Below are 18,286 nucleotides of genomic sequence, written 5' to 3' on the forward strand. Positions count from 1 at the left end.
GTGTCGGTCTCTATTCGTCGAGGGGCAAGGCGTGGAGATAGCGGGCGAGGCGCTGGACAGCACGTCCGCGGTGGCTCATCGCATTCTTCTCCTCACTACTCAGCTCGGCGAAAGTCTGCTGACATCCCTCGGGACGGAAGACAGGGTCATAGCCGAAACCATGGTCACCGGAGCGCTCGAGCGTGATCTCGCCATTGACTGCGCCCTCGAAGAAGTGCGTCCCGTATTCGTCGATGAGAGCGATGACGGTGCGGAAGCAGGCACGACGTGGGGCAGGTACCCCCTTGAGACGCTCCAGCAGGAGAGCAACATTCTCTTCGAAGGTAGCATGCTCCCCTGCGAAGCGCGCAGAGTAGACTCCAGGAGCTGCGTCAAGAGCCTCGACCTCGAGCCCCGTATCATCGGCAAAGCAATAGAGTCCGTAGCGCTCCCAGACGTGATGCGCCTTGATGAGGGCATTCCCCTCCAGGGTATCGGCGGTCTCAGGGATCTCCTCGTGACACCCGATGTCAGCGAGACTGACCACCTCCAGACGTCCAGAGAAGAGGGCACGGACCTCCTCCAGCTTATGGGCATTATTGCTCGCAAATACCAGCTTTTTCATACATTTGTTTCATAAGCACAGCCTCACATAGAGCTTGAGAACTCACCAGTCAGGCTTCATAAGTGAGGCAAATTTAGGGATAATAAACATATCTATGGACATTGAGCAGCTGCGCGACTACTGTCTCTCGCTCCCTCACAGCAGTGAGAGTATGCCCTTTGGGGACGGATGTATCGTATATAAAGTCGTGGATCGCGTCTTCGCTATCATGGCTCCAGACGGGGGCGAGCCACGGCTCTCGCTCAAGTGCGACCCCGACAGAGCGGAGGATCTCCGAGCTGCTTACCCTGCCATCATACCAGGCTTCCACCTCAACAAAAAGTACTGGAATACCCTGCTCCTCGATCAGCACCTCCCACCGAAGCTCCTCAGCTCCCTCATCCGCCACTCGTGGAATGAGGCCTCAGCTAAGCTCACCAAGCGGGTACGCACTGAGCTCGGTATCACTCCCCTACCCGAAGAAGACTAACCCCACCTATTCACCCACCCTCAATATTACCTAAGCACATGGATACTTCACTGCTTGAATTCATCGACCAGGTAGACAGCACGAATACCTATCTCACAGGTCAGATCGCCTCGGGGCGTGACCTCCCTCAGCTCCACACCGTCGTATGCCGCCAGCAGACGGCAGGGCGTGGTATGCGAGGCAATACCTGGACCTCGCGCCCAGGAGATAGCTTGACCTTCTCCATCCTCCTGCGCTCCGATATGCTGCAGGGCAAGCAGCAGTTCGCCGTCTCGGAGCTGGCAGCCTGGGCAGTGATGCGCACCTTCGCCTCCTACATGACCGACGACCAGAAGCAGCAGCTCCGCGTCAAGTGGCCCAACGATATCTTCTACGGCGACCGCAAGCTCGCTGGTATCCTCATCGAGCACAGCCTCACGGGGACCCGAGTAGACTACTCGGTCATCGGCATCGGGATGAATATCAATGACGAAGCCTTCCCACCCGAGCTCCCCTCAGCTATCTCCCTACGTATGATCACGGGCAGAAGCCTCGAGCCGATGGAAGTCCTCATCCGTCTGCATAGCGAGCTCTCACAGCTGCTCCCCGACTTCCTCCTCGGTCGCTACCAAGATGTGCACCGCCACTATATGAAGTATCTGTATCGCAGAGACGGCTTCTTCCTATTCACCGATATCCAGGGGCAGTTCCGCGCACAGATCAAGGACGTCACTCCCGAAGGCCGCCTCGTCCTACAGCGTGAGGATGGCTGGGAGCGTGCCTATGCCTTCAAGGAAGTCCGCTTCGATGCTGAGTAAGGCAGAGATCAAGGACATCCGCAGCCTCCACGATGCCAAGGGTCGCTCATCGCAGCAGCGCTTCATCGCCGAGGGAATTAAGCTCACAGGGGAGATGCTCGGCGCCTTCCCCTGTGAGCTTCTTCTTGCTGATGAAGAGACGGCACGTGACATCGGCCGACAGCTCGACAAGCTACCGCAAGCCCTCCGCCCCAAGCGCATCGAGGTCGTGCCCGAGAGCTTCGACTGGGGGCGTGTGAGTTCGCAGCGCCAGCCTCAGCCCCTTCTTGGGGTCTTCGCCCTTCCCCAAGAGGACGAGGGAAGTCCCATTGCCTCGGGTGTCAGTCTGCTCCTTGATCGCATCCAAGATCCAGGGAACCTCGGTACGATCATCCGAACGGCGGACTGGTTCGGCATCGAGCACCTCTACCTCGCTCCAGGCACCGCCGATCCCTTCGCGCCGAAGGTCGTACAGGCCACGATGGGTGCACTCACCCGCGTCAAGATCCATCGCCTAAGCGATACACTCACCTTCCTCAAGGGCTTCTCGGGGCCACGCCTCGGCACCTTCCTCGGGGGCGAAGACCTCTACACGACGGAGCTTCCCTCGGGGAAGGACAAGCCCGTGCTACTCATTATGGGCAACGAAGGTCAAGGCATCCACCCCGATCTGGAGCCGCACATCGATCGCCGCATCACGATCCCGCCCTATCCAGCGGAGAACTCCCATACCGAATCCCTCAATGTAGCCATCGCCACGGCGCTCCTCCTCGGTGAGCTCCGCCGCCGTCTCTAAGGCTGCAGCCACCACCTCATCAGCTTGCCCCCCACTGCATCTACACAGGATGTAGTGGGGGGCAAATTTATTCGTATGTGGGGTATAAAGAGCATCTTCCCGCAGTGGTATTCTTCTATCTATGCACGTAGTCTTAAAGACCAGGCACGTAAATCCAAAGATCCACGCACGTAGATATTAGAGCCACGTATGTAGCCCAAACTTTTCTGCCACTCGTCCACAACTTTTATCCCTGCGCGAAGCAACAACCTAATAGAGGTCACTTCACAAAGCTATATAGGAATCAGTCCAAAGCTATATAGCTTTCGCCGCCCTCCTATATAGCTCTATCCACACCCAGATATACCTACATATAATAAGGTAGTACTTCGCCCTAAGACGTGTATGGTGCAGACAAAGAAGGAGCCCTTTACAAAGGGACGCCCAATGTAAAGAGCTGTAAGGTGCTATTTCATCTAATAAGCTCTCCCTCATCCCATTCTTCACCCCAACATTCACCATAAATGGGTAGGCTCCCGAAGAAAACTACCTACTAACGAGGATTGCGGGTAGGTGAGATTCAGCATTTCTTTGTGTCAACCATTTATAGCGCAGGATATCTGCATGAAGTATAAACAATTGCAAACAAATATGAGCGTACGCCACCTCCCCCTGATGCTATCGCTCTTACTCTTGCTCTGCAGCTGTCATGAGTCAGGTCATGACCCGGGCAAGGAGCTCTATGAGCAACAACTGCAGCAGAAAGGTCTGCTTGCTCATCGGATAGACAGCCTCTTCACCAGCGCATTCACCGATCCTCTCGGTGTGGAGCGGGGATTGGAAGAGCTCTACCTCCACAGAGGAGTCTCAGCTGGCACCTTGAGCAGCGATCCATTCTTCTACAGCCAGGTCACCTACGTTCGCAAGGCTCTCAGCTTCAGCTTGCGTGCGCACTCTCTGCAGACCCTCTTGGCAAGTGAGCACTTCGACCACTTCCAGACGATGATTCGCCTAGGCTCAGCTGGCTCCGCGTCAGAGGAATATCCAGCTACAGACCCCACCGTACTTCTTCAGATCCGCTCCGCTCTTGAGGGGGAGCTCCGACAGTTCCTCGAGAAGGAAGCTCCGAGCTATGCGCTGCGAGACCAGCAGAAGGAGGAGCAGCTCCGCACCTTCGTACAAGAGCGAGCTATCGGTCGTATAGACCAAGAGCTGGCATCATATAAGACCTTCACGGGTCGCGAGGCCGAGCTTGAGGGGAAGGTATGGCATCAGGAGGCATACAAGCGTGGTGAGGACTCAGGCTACACCCTCCGAATCCCCTACACTGTGGAGAAGCTCTTCGAGGGGAAGATCACCTTCGGGCGAGACCATCAGCTACAGCTGGACTCTCTTCAGCTCCCCACGAGCTACTACTCCTTCACCTACGGCTACCAGCGCGGGGAGATCTTCAAGTCCTTTGAGGGTAGAGGGCGTGGCATTGACAACTCGATCTTTGCCGTGCTCAATGGCCCGATGGAGCCCACGGGACAGAGGTATTACTTCGGTGAGCGCTATCTGACGCTCATCCTTCCACTCAAGACCTCCACGGACTACCCCAAGAGCAGTCGCTATACCATCGCTATCACCCTCGAGTACGACCAAGCCAAGTACAAGGACAGCCCTCGCCAACTTATCCCCCGCTACGAATATGGCTTGGGCGACACGGGACAGGAAGGGCCACTCGACCCCTACCTCTTCTATAGTATCTACGACGAGCGCCAGCATTGGGGCACGATCCTGGTGCGAAACTATGCCCCCAACTATGTATGGGCTGGCCCTGTGAGCTTCCGTCCCGCACCCTAAGTACCGACGAGCTATGATGACACCGACACGACATATCCTCCAGATCATCCTCTTCATAAGCGCCCTATCGGCTGGCCTACAAAGTTGCTTCAAGCGCGAGCTGGAGCACGAGGAGAACTACATCAATATCAAGCAAGATCCCAGTATTGCCGACAACGAAGTCCTGCGTTTCCGCACCTTCAAGCTCGATGACTATGACCGCTACATCATCTTTGGCAACAATAATGAGGTCAGTATCGACGGTACGGCACAGCTCCCACTCCTGCTCTATTACGATGGGCAGAATCGCTCGGCAACGATAGACCTCGGAGGCTGTATCTATGAGTATCAGACGCAGCTGGACAAGCTCACCTTCCGTGGGGCACTCTTGCGCAGTCCGATCTTCACGGAGCCGATAGTCATAGATGCCGAGACCCTGCTGAAGCGTCAGGGGAGCACGAGTCAGAGTCAAGACCGCTTCATCCTCCGCCTCAAAGCCTTCACTCTGCCTGATGGCAAGCGCGTCAGCGTCGATGAGCGCCAGAGCTATCTCGACAAGCCTCTCGGCATCAGCATCGAGCCCCTCTATCACCTGACCTATTACCGCAACTGATACGCCCCCATGAAGACAAGATATACGCTCGTGCCCAGCATCCTCTCACTCAGCCTGCTTGCGACCCTACCTACCCTCGCCCAGCAGCAGGAGCCAGCTAAGAGCAAGACCGATACGACCGTGCGCCGTACCTACGTCATCAAAGAGGTCAATGTCAAGGACAAGAAGCGAGAGAAGAAGGTACAGAAGAAAGAGATCGGCCGAGAGGTCGTCTCCGACCGCGATATCAGCCGGCAGTTCATCCTCTCGACGAAGGACTTCGTACGCTACATGCCAGGGGTCGGTATCTCTGAGTCGGTATCCCGCTATGGGAACAAAGGCTTCGCCATACGTGGGGTAGATGAGAATCGCGTATCCATCTCTGTCGATGGCTTACCACAGGCCGAGACGGAGACGAACGTCGTCTTCAGCTCCTATGGACTCATCAACTCAGCCCGCCCACAGTTCGAGACCGAGTTCATTAAGAAGGTGGAGATCAAGAAGGGGGCTTCCTCCTTCGAGCACGGCACTGGTGCTCTCGGAGGCGCCGTGAACTTCGAGACCAAGGAGGCCCAGACTATGATCGAGCCTGGGCGAATCTATGGGATACAGGGGAAGATCGGTGGAGACAACATGGCCAAGGGGCGTATCTATTCGCTCGGTGGTGCAGTCGTCTATAAGGGGATAGAAGCCCTCGCTCTCTATGCTGAGCGCACAGGACATGAGGTGCGGAACTTCGGGACAGGGGAGCTACGACGTAGCATCTTCGCTACCCGCCCCGACCCGATGGAGTATCGGCAGCAGAGCTTCCTCGGCAAGATAGCCTACCGCCACGGAGATCACAAGCTCACAGCCTCCTACTATAGCCAAAACAAAGTGACCGACTCCGAAGTCTGGTCCATGGAGCCTGCCTATGTGCTCACCTCACAGCACGAGCCCTACTACTATGGGCACGACCAAGTACTGACCCGTCGCTATGACGTCAACTACCGATTCACCCCACTCGAATCCTCGTGGCTCAACCAGCTTAATATCTATGTCAATGGACAGCAGTCCTTCCTCGACGCCGATACACGTAGCTCCATATACCGCCCCGAGATCAGCAACTTTCGCCCCAACTACCTCCCAGCAGGGACGCGCCGTCTGCTCAAGGGGATGAGCTTCTACGACCAAGCTATTGCCCTCAAGGCTACCTCCAAGCCCCAAGACTTCGGCGCACTCGGATATCACTTCTTCACGCTACATGCCTCTTACCTCCATCACCATACTGCAGATAAGAATGTCGACATCAGCCGTCCGCTAAACACCTACCGGGAGGGGGTGCGCTACAAGGGGCAATTCTATCGCTTCGGGGAAGAGCTACCTCAGAGCTCCTACATCTACTCCTTCCAGCGCCCAGCCGATCGAGACAACCTCTCCGTAGCCCTCTCAGATAAGATCCAGCTTGGCCGCCTCAAGTTTGACTTAGGGATACGCTACGATCTCTTCTCCTCTCGCACCCGCGATTGGCAGGGAGACAACGACTTCAACTATCTGGGATACCTCATCGGGAATCTCAAGACGGCTGGGATGGACTTCGACAAGGTCAGCATACAAGAATGGGGATTTACCCCCATGGCGATCATCAGCTATGACTTCAATCCCTACCTAAGCGTCGGCTACAAATTCTCCACAGGCTACCGCGTACCGACCTCACAAGAGCGATTCTTCCAGTACGTCAGTCTCTCACCAGCCTTCTTCGTACTATCGAACCCCAAGCTCCGTCGTGAGCTATCGTTCAACCATGAGTGGCATATCGGCACAGCTGATCCTAAGTACTTTGCGTACGATCTGAGCTTCTACTACAACACCTATAAGGACTATATAGAGCCACTATATGGCGTACAAAAGGTCTTCTTGGATGGGCAGAATAGAGATGTCGCCTACTCGATCAATGAGAATAAGAAGAATGCTCGCCTCTGGGGGATTGACTTCAGCACGAGCCTCTTCCTCGAAGAACTCCTACCACAACTCAAGCGAGCGGGACAATTCATGCTCACGGGTTCCCTGAACTACTCCGAGGGGCGATTCAGCGATGGCACATCGATGCTTGCGATCCAGCCGCTGAAGGCTGTCCTCGGGCTGGACTACGACCTCCCCAAAGAGCGAGCAGGTATCAGTCTACGCGCAAACTTCCTCAAGGCAAAGGACGTCGACCAGACACGCTTCGTCAAGAGCTTCTATGGTGATGAGCAGATCAGCCAGTTCCCCTACTACTTCTTTCAGAATGCTGTGACGGTAGACCTCTTCGCCTACGTCAAGCTGGCCAAGCACTTCACCCTGCGTGCCTCGATCATGAACCTCACCGATACCCGCTACTGGCTTTGGGATGACCTCCGCCAGATCATCAGTCCCGTGATGCTCGTCCAGCACAGCGACTTCTTCCGTGGTGGCCTGGAGTCCGTCATACGCTTCTCCCAGCCACGACGCTATGCCAACCTCTCTCTCGAATTCAAGCTATAGCCCCTCGTCTATGATGGACAAGATCATCAATCGCTACGCAAGCTATCTCCTTCTCTTAGGCGCCCTCTTATGCCTCTCCGCTTGCCACCGCTCCTACGAGCCTCTGCCTCGTGATGAGCGGCAGATAAGTCCAGAGGCCGGTGGACGGCTCCACATGAATCAAGCGGAGATCCAAAGCCGAGCCAACGCCTACATTCGCCAGCTGGCCTTCGATTTAGCTCACCAAGAGCTGGAGCTACTTAGTGACAAGGTGGTCCGCGACTCGCTACAAAGCGTGTTAGACAAAGCGGAGAAGTTCGCTGATGCCCACCTGATCTACCTCTATGATTCTAAGCATCGCAAGAGGTATCTCAATGGAAAGAAGCGTATCGCCTACTTCCTCGAGCATGGCTACCTCTCCTCCTACGAAGATGATCCGAGCCTGGTCCTCCTCACCCTTGAGGATGGCAACTACTCTCAGCCCGAGGGTATGGACTATGTACCTCGAGACATGAGTGAGCTCTATAACCTCTCAGCCTACCCTCGCACGACCTCACTGGAGATCTCAGCGGGACAACTGGAGCGTCTCGACCTGCGTGGCCTGAAAGATTTGCGTAGACTCCAGATCAAGGGGGCTAAAGATGGACTCATCGTCGATGCCACCGACTGCGCTAAGCTCCGAGAGATTCAGGTCACAGGGACGCCCAACCTCACCATACGTCAGCACCCCGATGCCCGCTTCAAGCTCATCGTCAGCAAGAGCTACTTCTCCAGCCTCTCCAGCCTCGGCGTAGAGCAGGCGACCTCGCTCTATCTCGAGGATGTCCGCCTGCGAGATATTGACCTCCTCGGCAAGGTCAGTCCGAGCATCACATCCCTATCTATCACGGTGGAGGCAGGTGACGTCTACGGAGCTGATGGGCTGCGCTATCGTCCCCTCCCCTTTGACAACACCTTCATCACACAGCTCAGCAATCAGCTTCCTCAGCTACAGAGACTACAGGTCACCTTTGCTGAGCGCCAAGACTTCGACCGAGCCTCCTTTGACAAGCTCAAGCTCCCTGCTCTCCAAGAGCTATCCATCGGCATACGTCCTAAAAAGGGAGCTGTAGCACGCAGTAGTTGGGGGCGTAATGTACGCTTTACCTTAGCAGAATGCCCCGCACTCCAGAAGGTCGAGTTGCTCCATCTCTATGCCCCAGAGATCGACCTTTCGCCCCTTAATTCAAGTACCACTCCCCAGCTCCAGCACGTTCTCTTCTCAGGCGCAACGGAGGCACTCACGGCACCCAGTCTCTCCCACACCTTTGCCTTCGATGTGGAAGTCGAGGAAGTCGGACAAATCATCGTCCCCCCTTCAGCCAAGAAGAAGGGCAACCTTACTCTTCGTGATCTTGTCCATACATCCCTGGATCACGAATACCTACGCAGTCAGTTCGCCTCGGTCTATGGACTGGCGGTGAGTCTCCCTCCGAGCAAGTACGTCCCCCACACCGATGAGCGAGAGATCTGGTTTGCCTTCAATATCCTTGACTTCAGCGGAGAGCAGTGGCGAGGCTTCAAGGGCTTGGTCTATCTCCAAGGCCTCAGGGGCGTCACCTCTCGAAATAGTCGGATCGATTACATTGACTTCGGTCACCTCACTAAGGCCAATATAAGTGCCAGCTCCATCACAGTCAATCCAGGCTGTGTCGTCAAGAACGCCCCCGAGGGCCTACGCATCTACTATGCTTCCGCTGGCCAGCAAGAATAATCCGCCGATGCACCTCCCTATGAATAAGCTATCTCGCTATACAGCACTCTCGCTATTCGTCTTCACACTCTTCCTCGGAGGCTGCCGCAAGGAAGAGGCGCCTCACACCACGTCCACCCCGTCTGAGACTGAGGAGATGCTCGGAGCTGACCGCTATGTGCTGATGACCTACAAGAGTACGACGATCCCTGCGGGTCCGATGAAGGGGCTCAGCTACAAGGAGAGCTATATCTCTTACTTCGACCACCTCCCCACCTCCGATGGAGTCAACAATATCCTTGAGAGGAATACCCTCTTCGGGCGCTTTGGCTCGGATGGCGGTGGCCTGCTGGAGGCTCATGGCCAGATCTACCGCTACTCCAATGCGGTGAACAACCATGCCCAAGGAGATCTCCTCATCAATAATCCCGTACGCCTCACATTCTCACCCTCAGCTCAAGCTATCGGCGAGCGAGCCTACCTCGAGAGTGATGCCGACGGCTTTAGTCAAGCGGAGAAAAACTTCGCCATCGGGGAGCAGCTCGGCTTCCTGATCCAACCTCCAGTTATAGACCGTATCATAGAGGTGACGACTTTCGACCCCAAGACGATGGCGAAGCTCCCAGCAAAGATCCTCATCTCCGAAGCCGACAAGGAGCGTATCCGCCAGTTCATCCTCGAGAAGACTCCTGCTTTATCAGGTCAGCAGCTCCCCCGCCTCATCCTGGGGATGAAGCTCATGGTACTGCACGAAGGGACACTGATCATGGATGCAGAGCTCCAGTCCGATGCCCATACCAACCTCTCTCGAGACTGCTACCTCGTAGCCTACGAAGCTAAGAACGGAGGCCGCCTCCTCTCGCTCTCCTACCTGCCGAATACAGGACGTCTCGGCACTCCCTCCGAGCTCCTACAATATGCCCATGACGAAGCTGGCGACCTCTACCTCCTTGCCCAAGGAGGTGACCTCCTCGGCTTCTATCAGAACTCTCTCATCTATCGTATCCGCCATGGTAGCCATGAAGTAGACCCCGACTGGCAGGTAAAGATCTCGGATCTTGGCCTCAGCTACCCCGCACGATTCAACGGGATCTATGTCTACCAAGGCAAACTCCTAACGATGGTCTCTGCCCACCAGCTATCAGCTATCAGAAGCGAGATACCCCAAGACGAGTGGCAGTACTACACCATCGATTTGGCAACACGCCATGCAGAGCCGATAGCGTCACTACGCCCCTCTTCGGCCTTCCGTCAGGGTGTGAATATCGCTACGGTCATCGACGGGCGCCTCTATCTGCGCTATGTCCGTACAAGTAGCGAAGCTCCCTACAACGGATACTATACCTACGATGTCGCCACAGGCCTCGCCACGCCAGCCTTCTCCGTAGCCCTACAAAGTGGCTATGTCGCCGACTTCAAGAAGATCACCCTCACACCTCAGCCCCGATGATAAGCAGACGCCCCTACCTCCTTGCGCTACTCCTTGCACTCATCACCGCCTGCACCAATGATCTCCCGACCGATCCCTCGGGACAGAAGAGTCGCATCCAGTTCCCCTCTTCACTCACCCTGGAGAAGCTAATCGGCGTGACGTGGAAGATAGACCACGAGAAGCAAGAGGTGATCCTCCCACAAAGTCTCGGGAACCTATCCGCTGCAGCCCGACCCATACTCAACGTAGCAGGCAAGCATCTCAACTCCCTCTATCTCTCTAAGACAGGGCAAGTCTATGCCACCTATGTCATCGAGGAGTTTGGGAGCACAATCTTCTACTACACAGGTACCTGGACTCTGGACCCCAAGGCCCCCGAAGAGCTCCTTGTACGAGTGGGCTCGCCCATCGGGGGAGATCTGGAGTATCGGATGAAGATTCGTCGCTTCAACCTATTGAATAACATGCTCACCATGGAGGCCTTCTTTGTCAATCCCGACTACAGCTTCTCGGCGCTGATGACGGGTAAGGGAGCTCAAGATGACTACTGGAGCAAGGAGACCGATGTCATCGACCCATCCTGGAGCGAGCGCAATCCGATTAGCCAAGCCCCAATAGACTATCGTACCATCCTCGGCTCCTATCGCGTCGATCTTGAGACCTGGAAGCGTGTCCTCTATATCGATGACGCCCTATATAATGTCTATCCACTCCTCTCGCGCTACCAGCTTAGCTTCCAGAGCAATGGTCAGGTACTGCTGAGCTCACTCCCCGTCCTGCAGTATGGGATCAATATCTATAAGGGGACGTGGCGTGTCGCTGGGAGCAAGGTCCTCCTCACCTTCCCGCTCTTCCCCTTCCGAGGAGATACGGACCACTATGCTGGCACCTTCGAGATCGACGTGATCCCCCCGATAGCCACGACCTATGCGCGGCACGACGTCACCCTGATCATGGAGCTCGTACGTGCCGAAGAGGAGTCTACCCTCGTCCATATATCTGAGCCAGGGATGATCTCGGCTTACATTACCCTACACAAGGTCAAGTCCAAGTAGCTACACACATGATGATGAAAGTCAAAGCCTACCTCCTCGTCCTCCTCTCGATACTCCTCCTCTCCGCCTGTCGTAGTACAACGGAGACGCCGCAGCTTGACCTCAATGATGGAGGCAAAGGCCTGGAGCTCACGGCTCGCAGTACAGGGGATACGCTATATATACCCTTTTCCTCCTCGGTCACCGATGAGCGCTTACAGATCACCGAGGCTGAGGACTGGATCGAGACAGAGCTTCGTCGTGGTCAGCTCCTCGTCTACGCTGCGCGCAATAGTACGCCCTTCGCCCGCCAAGCAGAACTCATCCTCCAGATCATTGAGCGAGGAGGGCGCCAGGCAGCCCGCCGTATCACGATCCGTCAGGAGGCAGACGAATCACTGGCTACCGATAGGTATCTCTTCCCCTATATCCCTGTCTTGGGCTTCCCCTTGAGCACATACTATAGCAACAAAGAGAAGATCTACACGATACCTCTTTCCGCCACTGGAGGGACCCATACCGACCCCATACTCTTCCGCACCAACCTCTCCGGCGATCAGCTACGCATAAGCTATGACTACGGTGAAGGCTCGAGCGATTGGGTGCACGACCTACAGATCATCAAGACAGGGGATAGCTGGGGTATCAGCCTCCGTGCAGATGCGATCCCGACGAGTATGGCACAGCGCCGAGTACGTATCACGCTCGCTGATGCTCAGTTCGCAGACCAAAAGATCTCCTTTGACTACCTCCAGCTGGGGCACTCTACCGTCTCGTTTGCGCACCCCGAGCAGATGTTCACAAGCCTTGGGATGCTTCCCCAGCAGATCTCTATTCCGCTGAAGACCGATCTACCGCTGAGCAAGCTCCACCTCACTGTCTATGTCGACAGTCACAACCTCGAGGGGCAGATAGAGCGGAATGGCGATGGCGAGGTGATGCCAGACTACCGCGAGAAGTATCGTAGTCCCTTCTGGCAATACGCCATCGATACGCAGGATTATCAGATGGAGCGTCCAGCACTACAGCGCTACTTCCGCCTCATCAAGAGTCCAGGTGGAGTCACCCTCACAGGGCAGACCACGACGAGTGCAGACTTCCTCGATCTCTCACTCTCGATGAGCAAGGGCTTCAGTCTCGTCTACTGTATCACCAATGATGCGAACGATCAGAAGCTTTGGGGATTCCTCCAGCTACCCAACCACAACCGCCATCTCTATCTCCACAGCCAGCACAGCAAGAGCGAGGAGCGTATCACCCTTCCAGCTGAAGCATCCGAATTTGCCCTCAGCTACCGGACGAACCTTCACTTTGATGATATAGAGTGGATTCGTCCTACCTTCGTCACCCTCCCCGAGCGCTCTTGGGGAGCGGAACTCCCTGTCCCCGAGGGCTCGACTATCGACTACCCCGATCTAACGAATCTCAAGGGGATACGTGTCACAGCTAACCCGCTACGCACCATCCGACGCTTCTCCATCACCGCCACCTATGGCACGTATGTATGGAGCGAATATATCGGGCCGAAGCTGGCTCCTCTGCAGTTCACTTGTGAGCAAGCGCCCTTCACGGGAGTATATGAGTTCGCCACCAGCGAAGACACCACTCTTGATCTGGCAGCGCTCCCCGACGATGAGAGCAGCAAGATGGTCGTCGCCACGATCGCCCTCATCACCAATCTCTCACAGGAGCAGATCCAGATCACCAAGCCTCAGGCACGCAGTGGCTGGATCCAGGCAGAGCTCGGGATAGACCCCGAGACGGGCTATGTCAGCTCGATCGCCTTCTACTTGGATAAGAATACGAGTGGAGCTGATCGTAGCACCCAGATACGCCTTATCCCCCCGACAGGCGAAGGTCTATCCCCCATCATCTTCACCATCCGTCAGACGCACTAAGCACGCTCAGCACGTATGAACTACCGCATCGCCCTCACGGCGCTCCTCGCCATCCTCTCCCTTCTCTCCTGCTCACAGGAGGATCCTGCCATCGAGACGCTCACGATAGCCTCCTTAGGCTCCGACACCCTCTATACGGGTAGGGAGTACCACCTCTCGGTCACCTCTACTCCTCGAGTCGAGTCCCCACGTCTCTCATGGAGTGTCTCCGACGCTAGCATCGCATCCATCCAGTACGGGGGCGTACTGAAGCCCCTACGCAAGGGCGAGCTTACGGTCCTCGTGACCTCGCTCCAGTCAGGGGGCAAGCGCGTGCGAGCCAGCCACCACTTCACCCTCATCTCCTCTGGGGTCTACCTGCGTGACCGCTCGATCACGATCAATCCCCTCGAGACCTACACGCTCCCCTACCGCTTCCTCCCCGAAGACTACAAGCCTACAGAGGCACTCTCATGGAGTGTCGCCGATCCCTCCATCGCCTCAGTCGATAGCGAGGGGCGGGTACGCGGGCTCACTGATGGTGAGACGACCGTCTATGTACGCCTGGGCAATCCCCTCTCAGGCTTCTTCTCTGAGGACTCGGTAGCTGTGACGGTACGCCACCACGCAGCCCCTACCTACACCTACACAGATGGAGTGCTGGAGCTGACGCAGAAGGTCCCAGGGCTCCTACCCATGGTCGCTAAGGAGATGCCCTACTTCTCCAAGATCATCGTCCATGGCCCGATCAATGGCTCCGACCTACTCTTCTTCAGCGAGCAGAATGCCCGCATTGATGCCCTCGATCTCTCCGATACACGCATCGTCAGTGGCGGTCGCACTGTCCTCCCTAAGAAGCGCTTCTTCAGTGACCCCGAGCCTACCCCGGTAGCTGTAGAAGACGATATCCTCCCCTCGGCCTTCGCATCAGGCCTCACGATCAAGGCACTGACCTTACCTCGCGGGCTAAAGGGACTCATCAGCTTCGGGCTGAGCTTCATCTACACCAGCCTCACCTTCCCCGAAGGCTATGAGAAGATCGAGCTCGGAGAGTTCGCTACGGAGCAACTCCACCTCCCCAAGAGCCTCAAGCGCCTCTACTGTGATCAGCCGAAGCTCTTCGTGGAGCTGACAGGCGGGGAGGATGATCTGAAGATCTCCTCTGTAAAGGATGAGCTTGTACTCCCCGATGGCCTCGAGGAGCTGCGAGCGCTCTTGGAGCTCAGTAGTCCGCTTACCCTCCCCCGATCGCTGAAGGCCGTCACCCTTACCGGGCGCTTCGATGATATCACCTTTGCTGGACCCTCAGCCATCACCACACTCAGTAGCACCTTCTTCATCCAGCACCCCAATCTGGATAAGGGCCCGCTCTCCACGATCCAGGCCAAGACACTCCGCCTGCCTGAGGGGCTCGAGACGCTCGGAGCACGCGCACTGGCTGCTGGAGCCTATGGCTACTTCATCAGCAATCAGCAGATCGACCTGAGGACGGCACTCCATATCAAGCAGCTCCTCCTCCCCTCTACACTTCGGAGCATAGGCGAAGCGGCCTTCTTCTCCGCACAGATCCAAGAGTCCGTCACGCTCCCCCAGCGCTTACGCACCATCGGCCCGCTGGCCTTCTACGCCAGCAGCCTCCCTGAGATCACGCTTCCAGAGAGCCTTCAGCGCATCGATGATCAGGCCTTCGCCCTATGCGGATCGCTGGAGACCGTTCGAGCTCTCGGGAAGACCCCTCCGATACTGGGCTCTATGGCTTTCTTCCGTACGACAAAGCAGGGGCGCATCGAGCGTCTCATCGTCCCACACGGGTGCAAGTCAGCGTACGTCCAGGCAGGCTATGCACCTTTCTTCTTCGACATCGTGGAGGCTACTCATTAGTCCCACCATCTATCGCTTATCTCCTATGGCAAGCAACTTCTTCCCCAAGCGTCAGTGGTATCTCACCCCACTCCTTTTACTCTTACTCATCCTCGTCTGTGGCCTACAGAGCTGTAGCAAGGGTAGTCCTCAGGAGCCCAAGTCCAGCGGCCTCGCCAGCTCTCTATGGACTGAGGGGACGGGGACGATGCTCCTCGACTTCGTCAGTGACAGCGAAGTGCGCTTCACCCTCACCCCCTCGGGGAGCCCTCGCACGATGAGCTACACGACCTCCTATCGCCTCGAGGGGCAGACGCTCTACATCACCGACATCATCCGTACCACACCCTTCGGCGAAGCGATCCTCTTGAAGGACTTCCGCGCGGAAATCAGCTCGACTAAGCTCGTGGCTAACTTCACCACGGCATTAGTCACCATCGACCCAGAGAGCAAGACACCATCCTTCTCCCCCCAACCGCTGAAGGGATATATCTTCCACCGCAAGGCATAGCATCAGTCCTCCTCTATATGATGGCGCCCCACCTCCCTCTGCGGGAAGTGGGGCGCTACTTTTATGCTGGTAGGTGGGCTATCACTAAAGCATCGTGAGGCGTGGGAGCAACTTGAGAAACGCGAAGCAATAGTGATCCGCAGTACAGACCAGTAGTCATTTGCAATCGAACCACTACTGGTCTGCACTCGGACCACTACTGGTTTGTATTATGAACCACTACTGGTCACGCTGCGGACCACTACTGGTTCACACCTCGAAGTAGTAGTGGTTCGCACTCCCCTTCTCTATACCCTTATGCTCTACGCTTCAAGAGGGAGTGACTTCACCATATACAAAAACAAAAGCTCCCCCTGTGCGAAAGCTTCGCACAGGGGGAGCCTGCTTGATTGGGCTTAGTGTCAGAGACGACTACTTAGCTGCAGGGATTTCCTTGAGGACCTGCAGGAGGTGACGCCACCAGAGGTCTACCGTCTTGATCTCGATACGCTCAGCGGGTGAGTGTACGTCACGGAGCGTAGGACCGAAGGATACCATATCGAGGTCGGGATAGACATCGAGGATCAGACCGCACTCGAGACCAGCGTGGATAGCCTTGACAGCTGCTTCCTTGCCGAAGAGCTTGCGATAAGCATCAGCCGAAGCCTTCAGGATAGCAGAGTCGGGGTTGGGCTTCCAGCCTGGGTAAGAGTCGGTGACCTTGACATCAGCACCAGCGAGCTCGAAGACAGAGGCTACCATCTCCGAAGCGCTGTCGCGCAGGCTCGTTGTGGAGCTACGCTGGCTGGTTTCGACGAGGATGACGCCGTCACGCTGCTTGATAGAAGCGAGGTTATTCGACGTCTCTACCAGATTTTCCAGCTCGTGGCTCATACCGAGTACGCCGTGAGGGCAAGCGTAGAGCGCACGTACGAGAGCGGACTTCGTCTTGCAGTCGATGACCTGTGCAGGAGCAGCAGCGTCTTCGATATCGAGGCGGACCTTGGGGTCGACGGCCTTGAGCTCATTGCGTACAGCAGCATCGAGCTCGCGGAGGAGTTCCTCAGCCTTAGCCTTGTCAGCGGGCTTGACACCGATGAGCGCGTGAGCTTCGCGGGGGATAGCGTTGTGGAGGTTACCGCCACCGATCTCAGCGAGGCACCAGTCGAGGTTCTTCTCGAGAGCGTAGAGGTAGCGCGTGAGGAGCTTATTAGCGTTGCCGAGGCCGACGTGGATCTCACCACCAGAGTGACCGCCCTTGAGGCCAGAGACGGAGGCACGGAGCCATACGAGATCCTGAGGAGCAGCCTTGTACTCGGGCTTGAAGGTAGCGACGATACCCTTACCGCCGGCGCAGCCGATGAAGAGCTCACCTTCGTCCTCGCTGTCGAGGTTGATGAGGATCTTACCAGTGAGGAAGCCAGGCTGGAGGGCGAAGGCACCGGTCATACCGGTCTCTTCGTCGATGGTGAAGAGGGCTTCGATAGGCCCGTGTTCGATGTCGTCCGAGGCGAGGACGGCGAGCTGTGCAGCACAGCCGATCCCGTTGTCAGCACCGAGGGTGGTGCCGTCAGCATGGAGCCATTCGCCATCGATGATGGTACGGATGGGGTCGTTGTCGAAGTCGTGCACGGTACCAGCGTTCTTCTCGCATACCATGTCGACGTGACTCTGCAGGATGAGCTTGACACGGTCTTCGTAGCCAGGGGTAGCAGGCTTGCACATGACGATGTTGCCCACCTTATCCTTCTTGTACTCGATACCGTGGTCCTTAGCGAACTTCTCGAGGTAAGCGATGATCTTCTCTTCCTTCTTCGAGGGGCGGGGGACTTGTGTGATCTCATGGAAGTACTTCCAGACAATCTTGGGGTTCAGCTCTGTAATTTCCATTGCTTTACTTGATGTTTACGTATAGGTAAATGTGTTGGCAGGGCGACAAGCCACACTTTTCTGTACCCCTCGTAGTACACTTAAGGCCTTAATCAGCGAAAACTTGTACCTTTGCTCCCAACAAATATAACGATAAAAAACAAGCATGGCACTCCTTCCGATAGCACTCTTCATAGGTGCAGTCATACTTTTCAGTCTCTAAAGGCAAAGACAAAGAGTAGTATGTCACTATTCCTCATCTCACTCCTCGCTATGGGGCTCGTGGTCTTCCTCCTCTCTATCGGGGTGATCTTCAAGAAGAACGGGCGCTTCCCCAGCACACACGTTGGGGGTAACCGAGCTATGCAGCAGCGTGGTATTTCGTGCCACACGTCACAGCACAAGGACGCCCAGCGCCACAAGACTCTGGCTGAGCGCATCGCTGCGAACGAGGGGTAAGCGACCTCTATA

General features: G+C 56.2%; 15 protein-coding genes. 13 read left to right on the forward strand and 2 right to left on the reverse strand.

From position 1 onward, the window contains the following. Positions 1 to 10 precede the first annotated feature (10 nt). Positions 11 to 604: a non-canonical purine NTP diphosphatase gene (locus KO088_RS05500; protein WP_215493909.1), complete on the reverse strand. Its 594-nt coding sequence runs from the start codon at positions 602 to 604 to the stop codon at positions 11 to 13. 94 nt (positions 605 to 698) lie between these two features. Here KO088_RS05500 and KO088_RS05505 point away from each other — a divergent pair, with 94 nt between their 5' ends. The 12 genes from KO088_RS05505 to KO088_RS05560 all read left to right on the forward strand — a co-directional run bounded on the left by KO088_RS05505 (position 699) and on the right by KO088_RS05560 (position 15,967). Then, on the forward strand, positions 699 to 1,073 hold the full coding sequence (locus KO088_RS05505; RefSeq protein ID WP_215493910.1) for an MmcQ/YjbR family DNA-binding protein: 375 nt from the start codon (positions 699 to 701) through the stop codon (positions 1,071 to 1,073). A 38-nt stretch (positions 1,074 to 1,111) separates the two neighbouring features. Continuing rightward, on the forward strand, positions 1,112 to 1,870 hold the full coding sequence (locus KO088_RS05510; protein ID WP_215493911.1) for a biotin--[acetyl-CoA-carboxylase] ligase: 759 nt from the start codon (positions 1,112 to 1,114) through the stop codon (positions 1,868 to 1,870). Beyond that, positions 1,860 to 2,645 (forward strand): TrmH family RNA methyltransferase, encoded by a 786-nt coding sequence (locus tag KO088_RS05515; protein ID WP_215493947.1) that lies wholly within the window; start codon positions 1,860 to 1,862, stop codon positions 2,643 to 2,645. The genes KO088_RS05510 and KO088_RS05515 overlap by 11 nt, the downstream gene beginning before the upstream one ends. Before the next feature lie 630 nt (positions 2,646 to 3,275). Further along, positions 3,276 to 4,469, forward strand: a complete 1,194-nt coding sequence (locus tag KO088_RS05520) for a hypothetical protein (RefSeq protein ID WP_215493912.1) — start codon at positions 3,276 to 3,278, stop codon at positions 4,467 to 4,469. 13 nt (positions 4,470 to 4,482) lie between these two features. Further along, a complete protein-coding gene (locus tag KO088_RS05525; protein ID WP_044115241.1) occupies positions 4,483 to 5,061 on the forward strand; it encodes a hypothetical protein in 579 nt (192 codons plus the stop codon). 9 nt (positions 5,062 to 5,070) lie between these two features. Beyond that, on the forward strand, positions 5,071 to 7,542 hold the full coding sequence (locus tag KO088_RS05530; protein ID WP_215493913.1) for a TonB-dependent hemoglobin/transferrin/lactoferrin family receptor: 2,472 nt from the start codon (positions 5,071 to 5,073) through the stop codon (positions 7,540 to 7,542). A 10-nt stretch (positions 7,543 to 7,552) separates the two neighbouring features. Further along, entirely contained in the window at positions 7,553 to 9,274 is a 1,722-nt protein-coding gene (locus KO088_RS05535; protein WP_215493914.1) for a hypothetical protein, read from the forward strand. 19 nt (positions 9,275 to 9,293) lie between these two features. Beyond that, positions 9,294 to 10,703 (forward strand): DUF4374 domain-containing protein, encoded by a 1,410-nt coding sequence (locus KO088_RS05540; protein ID WP_215493915.1) that lies wholly within the window; start codon positions 9,294 to 9,296, stop codon positions 10,701 to 10,703. Next, the gene (locus KO088_RS05545) at positions 10,700 to 11,740 is read left to right on the forward strand and encodes a hypothetical protein (RefSeq protein WP_215493916.1); all 1,041 of its coding nucleotides are present in this window, start codon (positions 10,700 to 10,702) and stop codon (positions 11,738 to 11,740) included. Before KO088_RS05540 ends, KO088_RS05545 begins: the two co-directional genes overlap by 4 nt. 11 nt (positions 11,741 to 11,751) lie before the next feature. After that, entirely contained in the window at positions 11,752 to 13,617 is a 1,866-nt protein-coding gene (locus KO088_RS05550) for a hypothetical protein (RefSeq protein ID WP_215493917.1), read from the forward strand. Positions 13,618 to 13,632: 15 nt separating this feature from the next. Further along, complete coding sequence (locus tag KO088_RS05555) at positions 13,633 to 15,477, forward strand: leucine-rich repeat protein (RefSeq protein ID WP_215493918.1); 1,845 nt, start codon at positions 13,633 to 13,635, stop codon at positions 15,475 to 15,477. 25 nt (positions 15,478 to 15,502) lie between these two features. Further along, a complete protein-coding gene (locus tag KO088_RS05560; RefSeq protein ID WP_215493919.1) occupies positions 15,503 to 15,967 on the forward strand; it encodes a hypothetical protein in 465 nt (154 codons plus the stop codon). A 411-nt stretch (positions 15,968 to 16,378) separates the two neighbouring features. On the opposite strand, the gene KO088_RS05565 is transcribed toward KO088_RS05560, so the two are convergent. Beyond that, positions 16,379 to 17,836 carry an aminoacyl-histidine dipeptidase gene (locus tag KO088_RS05565; RefSeq protein ID WP_009432290.1) on the reverse strand — a complete coding sequence of 486 codons (1,458 nt, stop codon included), beginning with the start codon at positions 17,834 to 17,836 and terminating at the stop codon, positions 16,379 to 16,381. A 222-nt stretch (positions 17,837 to 18,058) separates the two neighbouring features. Between KO088_RS05565 and KO088_RS05570 the strand changes: the two genes are divergently transcribed. Then, positions 18,059 to 18,274, forward strand: coding sequence for a hypothetical protein (locus KO088_RS05570; protein WP_215493920.1), 216 nt, complete (start codon positions 18,059 to 18,061; stop codon positions 18,272 to 18,274). Positions 18,275 to 18,286 lie beyond the last annotated feature (12 nt).

Source organism: Porphyromonas bobii, assembly GCF_943169685.1.
In the GTDB taxonomy this organism is placed as follows: Bacteria; Bacteroidota; Bacteroidia; order Bacteroidales; family Porphyromonadaceae; genus Porphyromonas; species Porphyromonas pasteri.

Excerpts from the sequence above, each read along its gene's own strand:
- KO088_RS05500 (WP_215493909.1), bottom strand. The coding sequence starts at position 604 with ATGAAAAAGCTGGTATTTGCGAGCAATAATGCCCATAAGCTGGAGGAG.
- KO088_RS05505 (WP_215493910.1), top strand. The coding sequence starts at position 699 with ATGGACATTGAGCAGCTGCGCGACTACTGTCTCTCGCTCCCTCACAGC.
- KO088_RS05510 (WP_215493911.1), top strand. The coding sequence starts at position 1,112 with ATGGATACTTCACTGCTTGAATTCATCGACCAGGTAGACAGCACGAAT.
- KO088_RS05515 (WP_215493947.1), top strand. The coding sequence starts at position 1,860 with ATGCTGAGTAAGGCAGAGATCAAGGACATCCGCAGCCTCCACGATGCC.
- KO088_RS05520 (WP_215493912.1), top strand. The coding sequence starts at position 3,276 with ATGAGCGTACGCCACCTCCCCCTGATGCTATCGCTCTTACTCTTGCTC.
- KO088_RS05525 (WP_044115241.1), top strand. The coding sequence starts at position 4,483 with ATGATGACACCGACACGACATATCCTCCAGATCATCCTCTTCATAAGC.
- KO088_RS05530 (WP_215493913.1), top strand. The coding sequence starts at position 5,071 with ATGAAGACAAGATATACGCTCGTGCCCAGCATCCTCTCACTCAGCCTG.
- KO088_RS05535 (WP_215493914.1), top strand. The coding sequence starts at position 7,553 with ATGATGGACAAGATCATCAATCGCTACGCAAGCTATCTCCTTCTCTTA.
- KO088_RS05540 (WP_215493915.1), top strand. The coding sequence starts at position 9,294 with ATGAATAAGCTATCTCGCTATACAGCACTCTCGCTATTCGTCTTCACA.
- KO088_RS05545 (WP_215493916.1), top strand. The coding sequence starts at position 10,700 with ATGATAAGCAGACGCCCCTACCTCCTTGCGCTACTCCTTGCACTCATC.
- KO088_RS05550 (WP_215493917.1), top strand. The coding sequence starts at position 11,752 with ATGATGAAAGTCAAAGCCTACCTCCTCGTCCTCCTCTCGATACTCCTC.
- KO088_RS05555 (WP_215493918.1), top strand. The coding sequence starts at position 13,633 with ATGAACTACCGCATCGCCCTCACGGCGCTCCTCGCCATCCTCTCCCTT.
- KO088_RS05560 (WP_215493919.1), top strand. The coding sequence starts at position 15,503 with ATGGCAAGCAACTTCTTCCCCAAGCGTCAGTGGTATCTCACCCCACTC.
- KO088_RS05565 (WP_009432290.1), bottom strand. The coding sequence starts at position 17,836 with ATGGAAATTACAGAGCTGAACCCCAAGATTGTCTGGAAGTACTTCCAT.
- KO088_RS05570 (WP_215493920.1), top strand. The coding sequence starts at position 18,059 with ATGTCACTATTCCTCATCTCACTCCTCGCTATGGGGCTCGTGGTCTTC.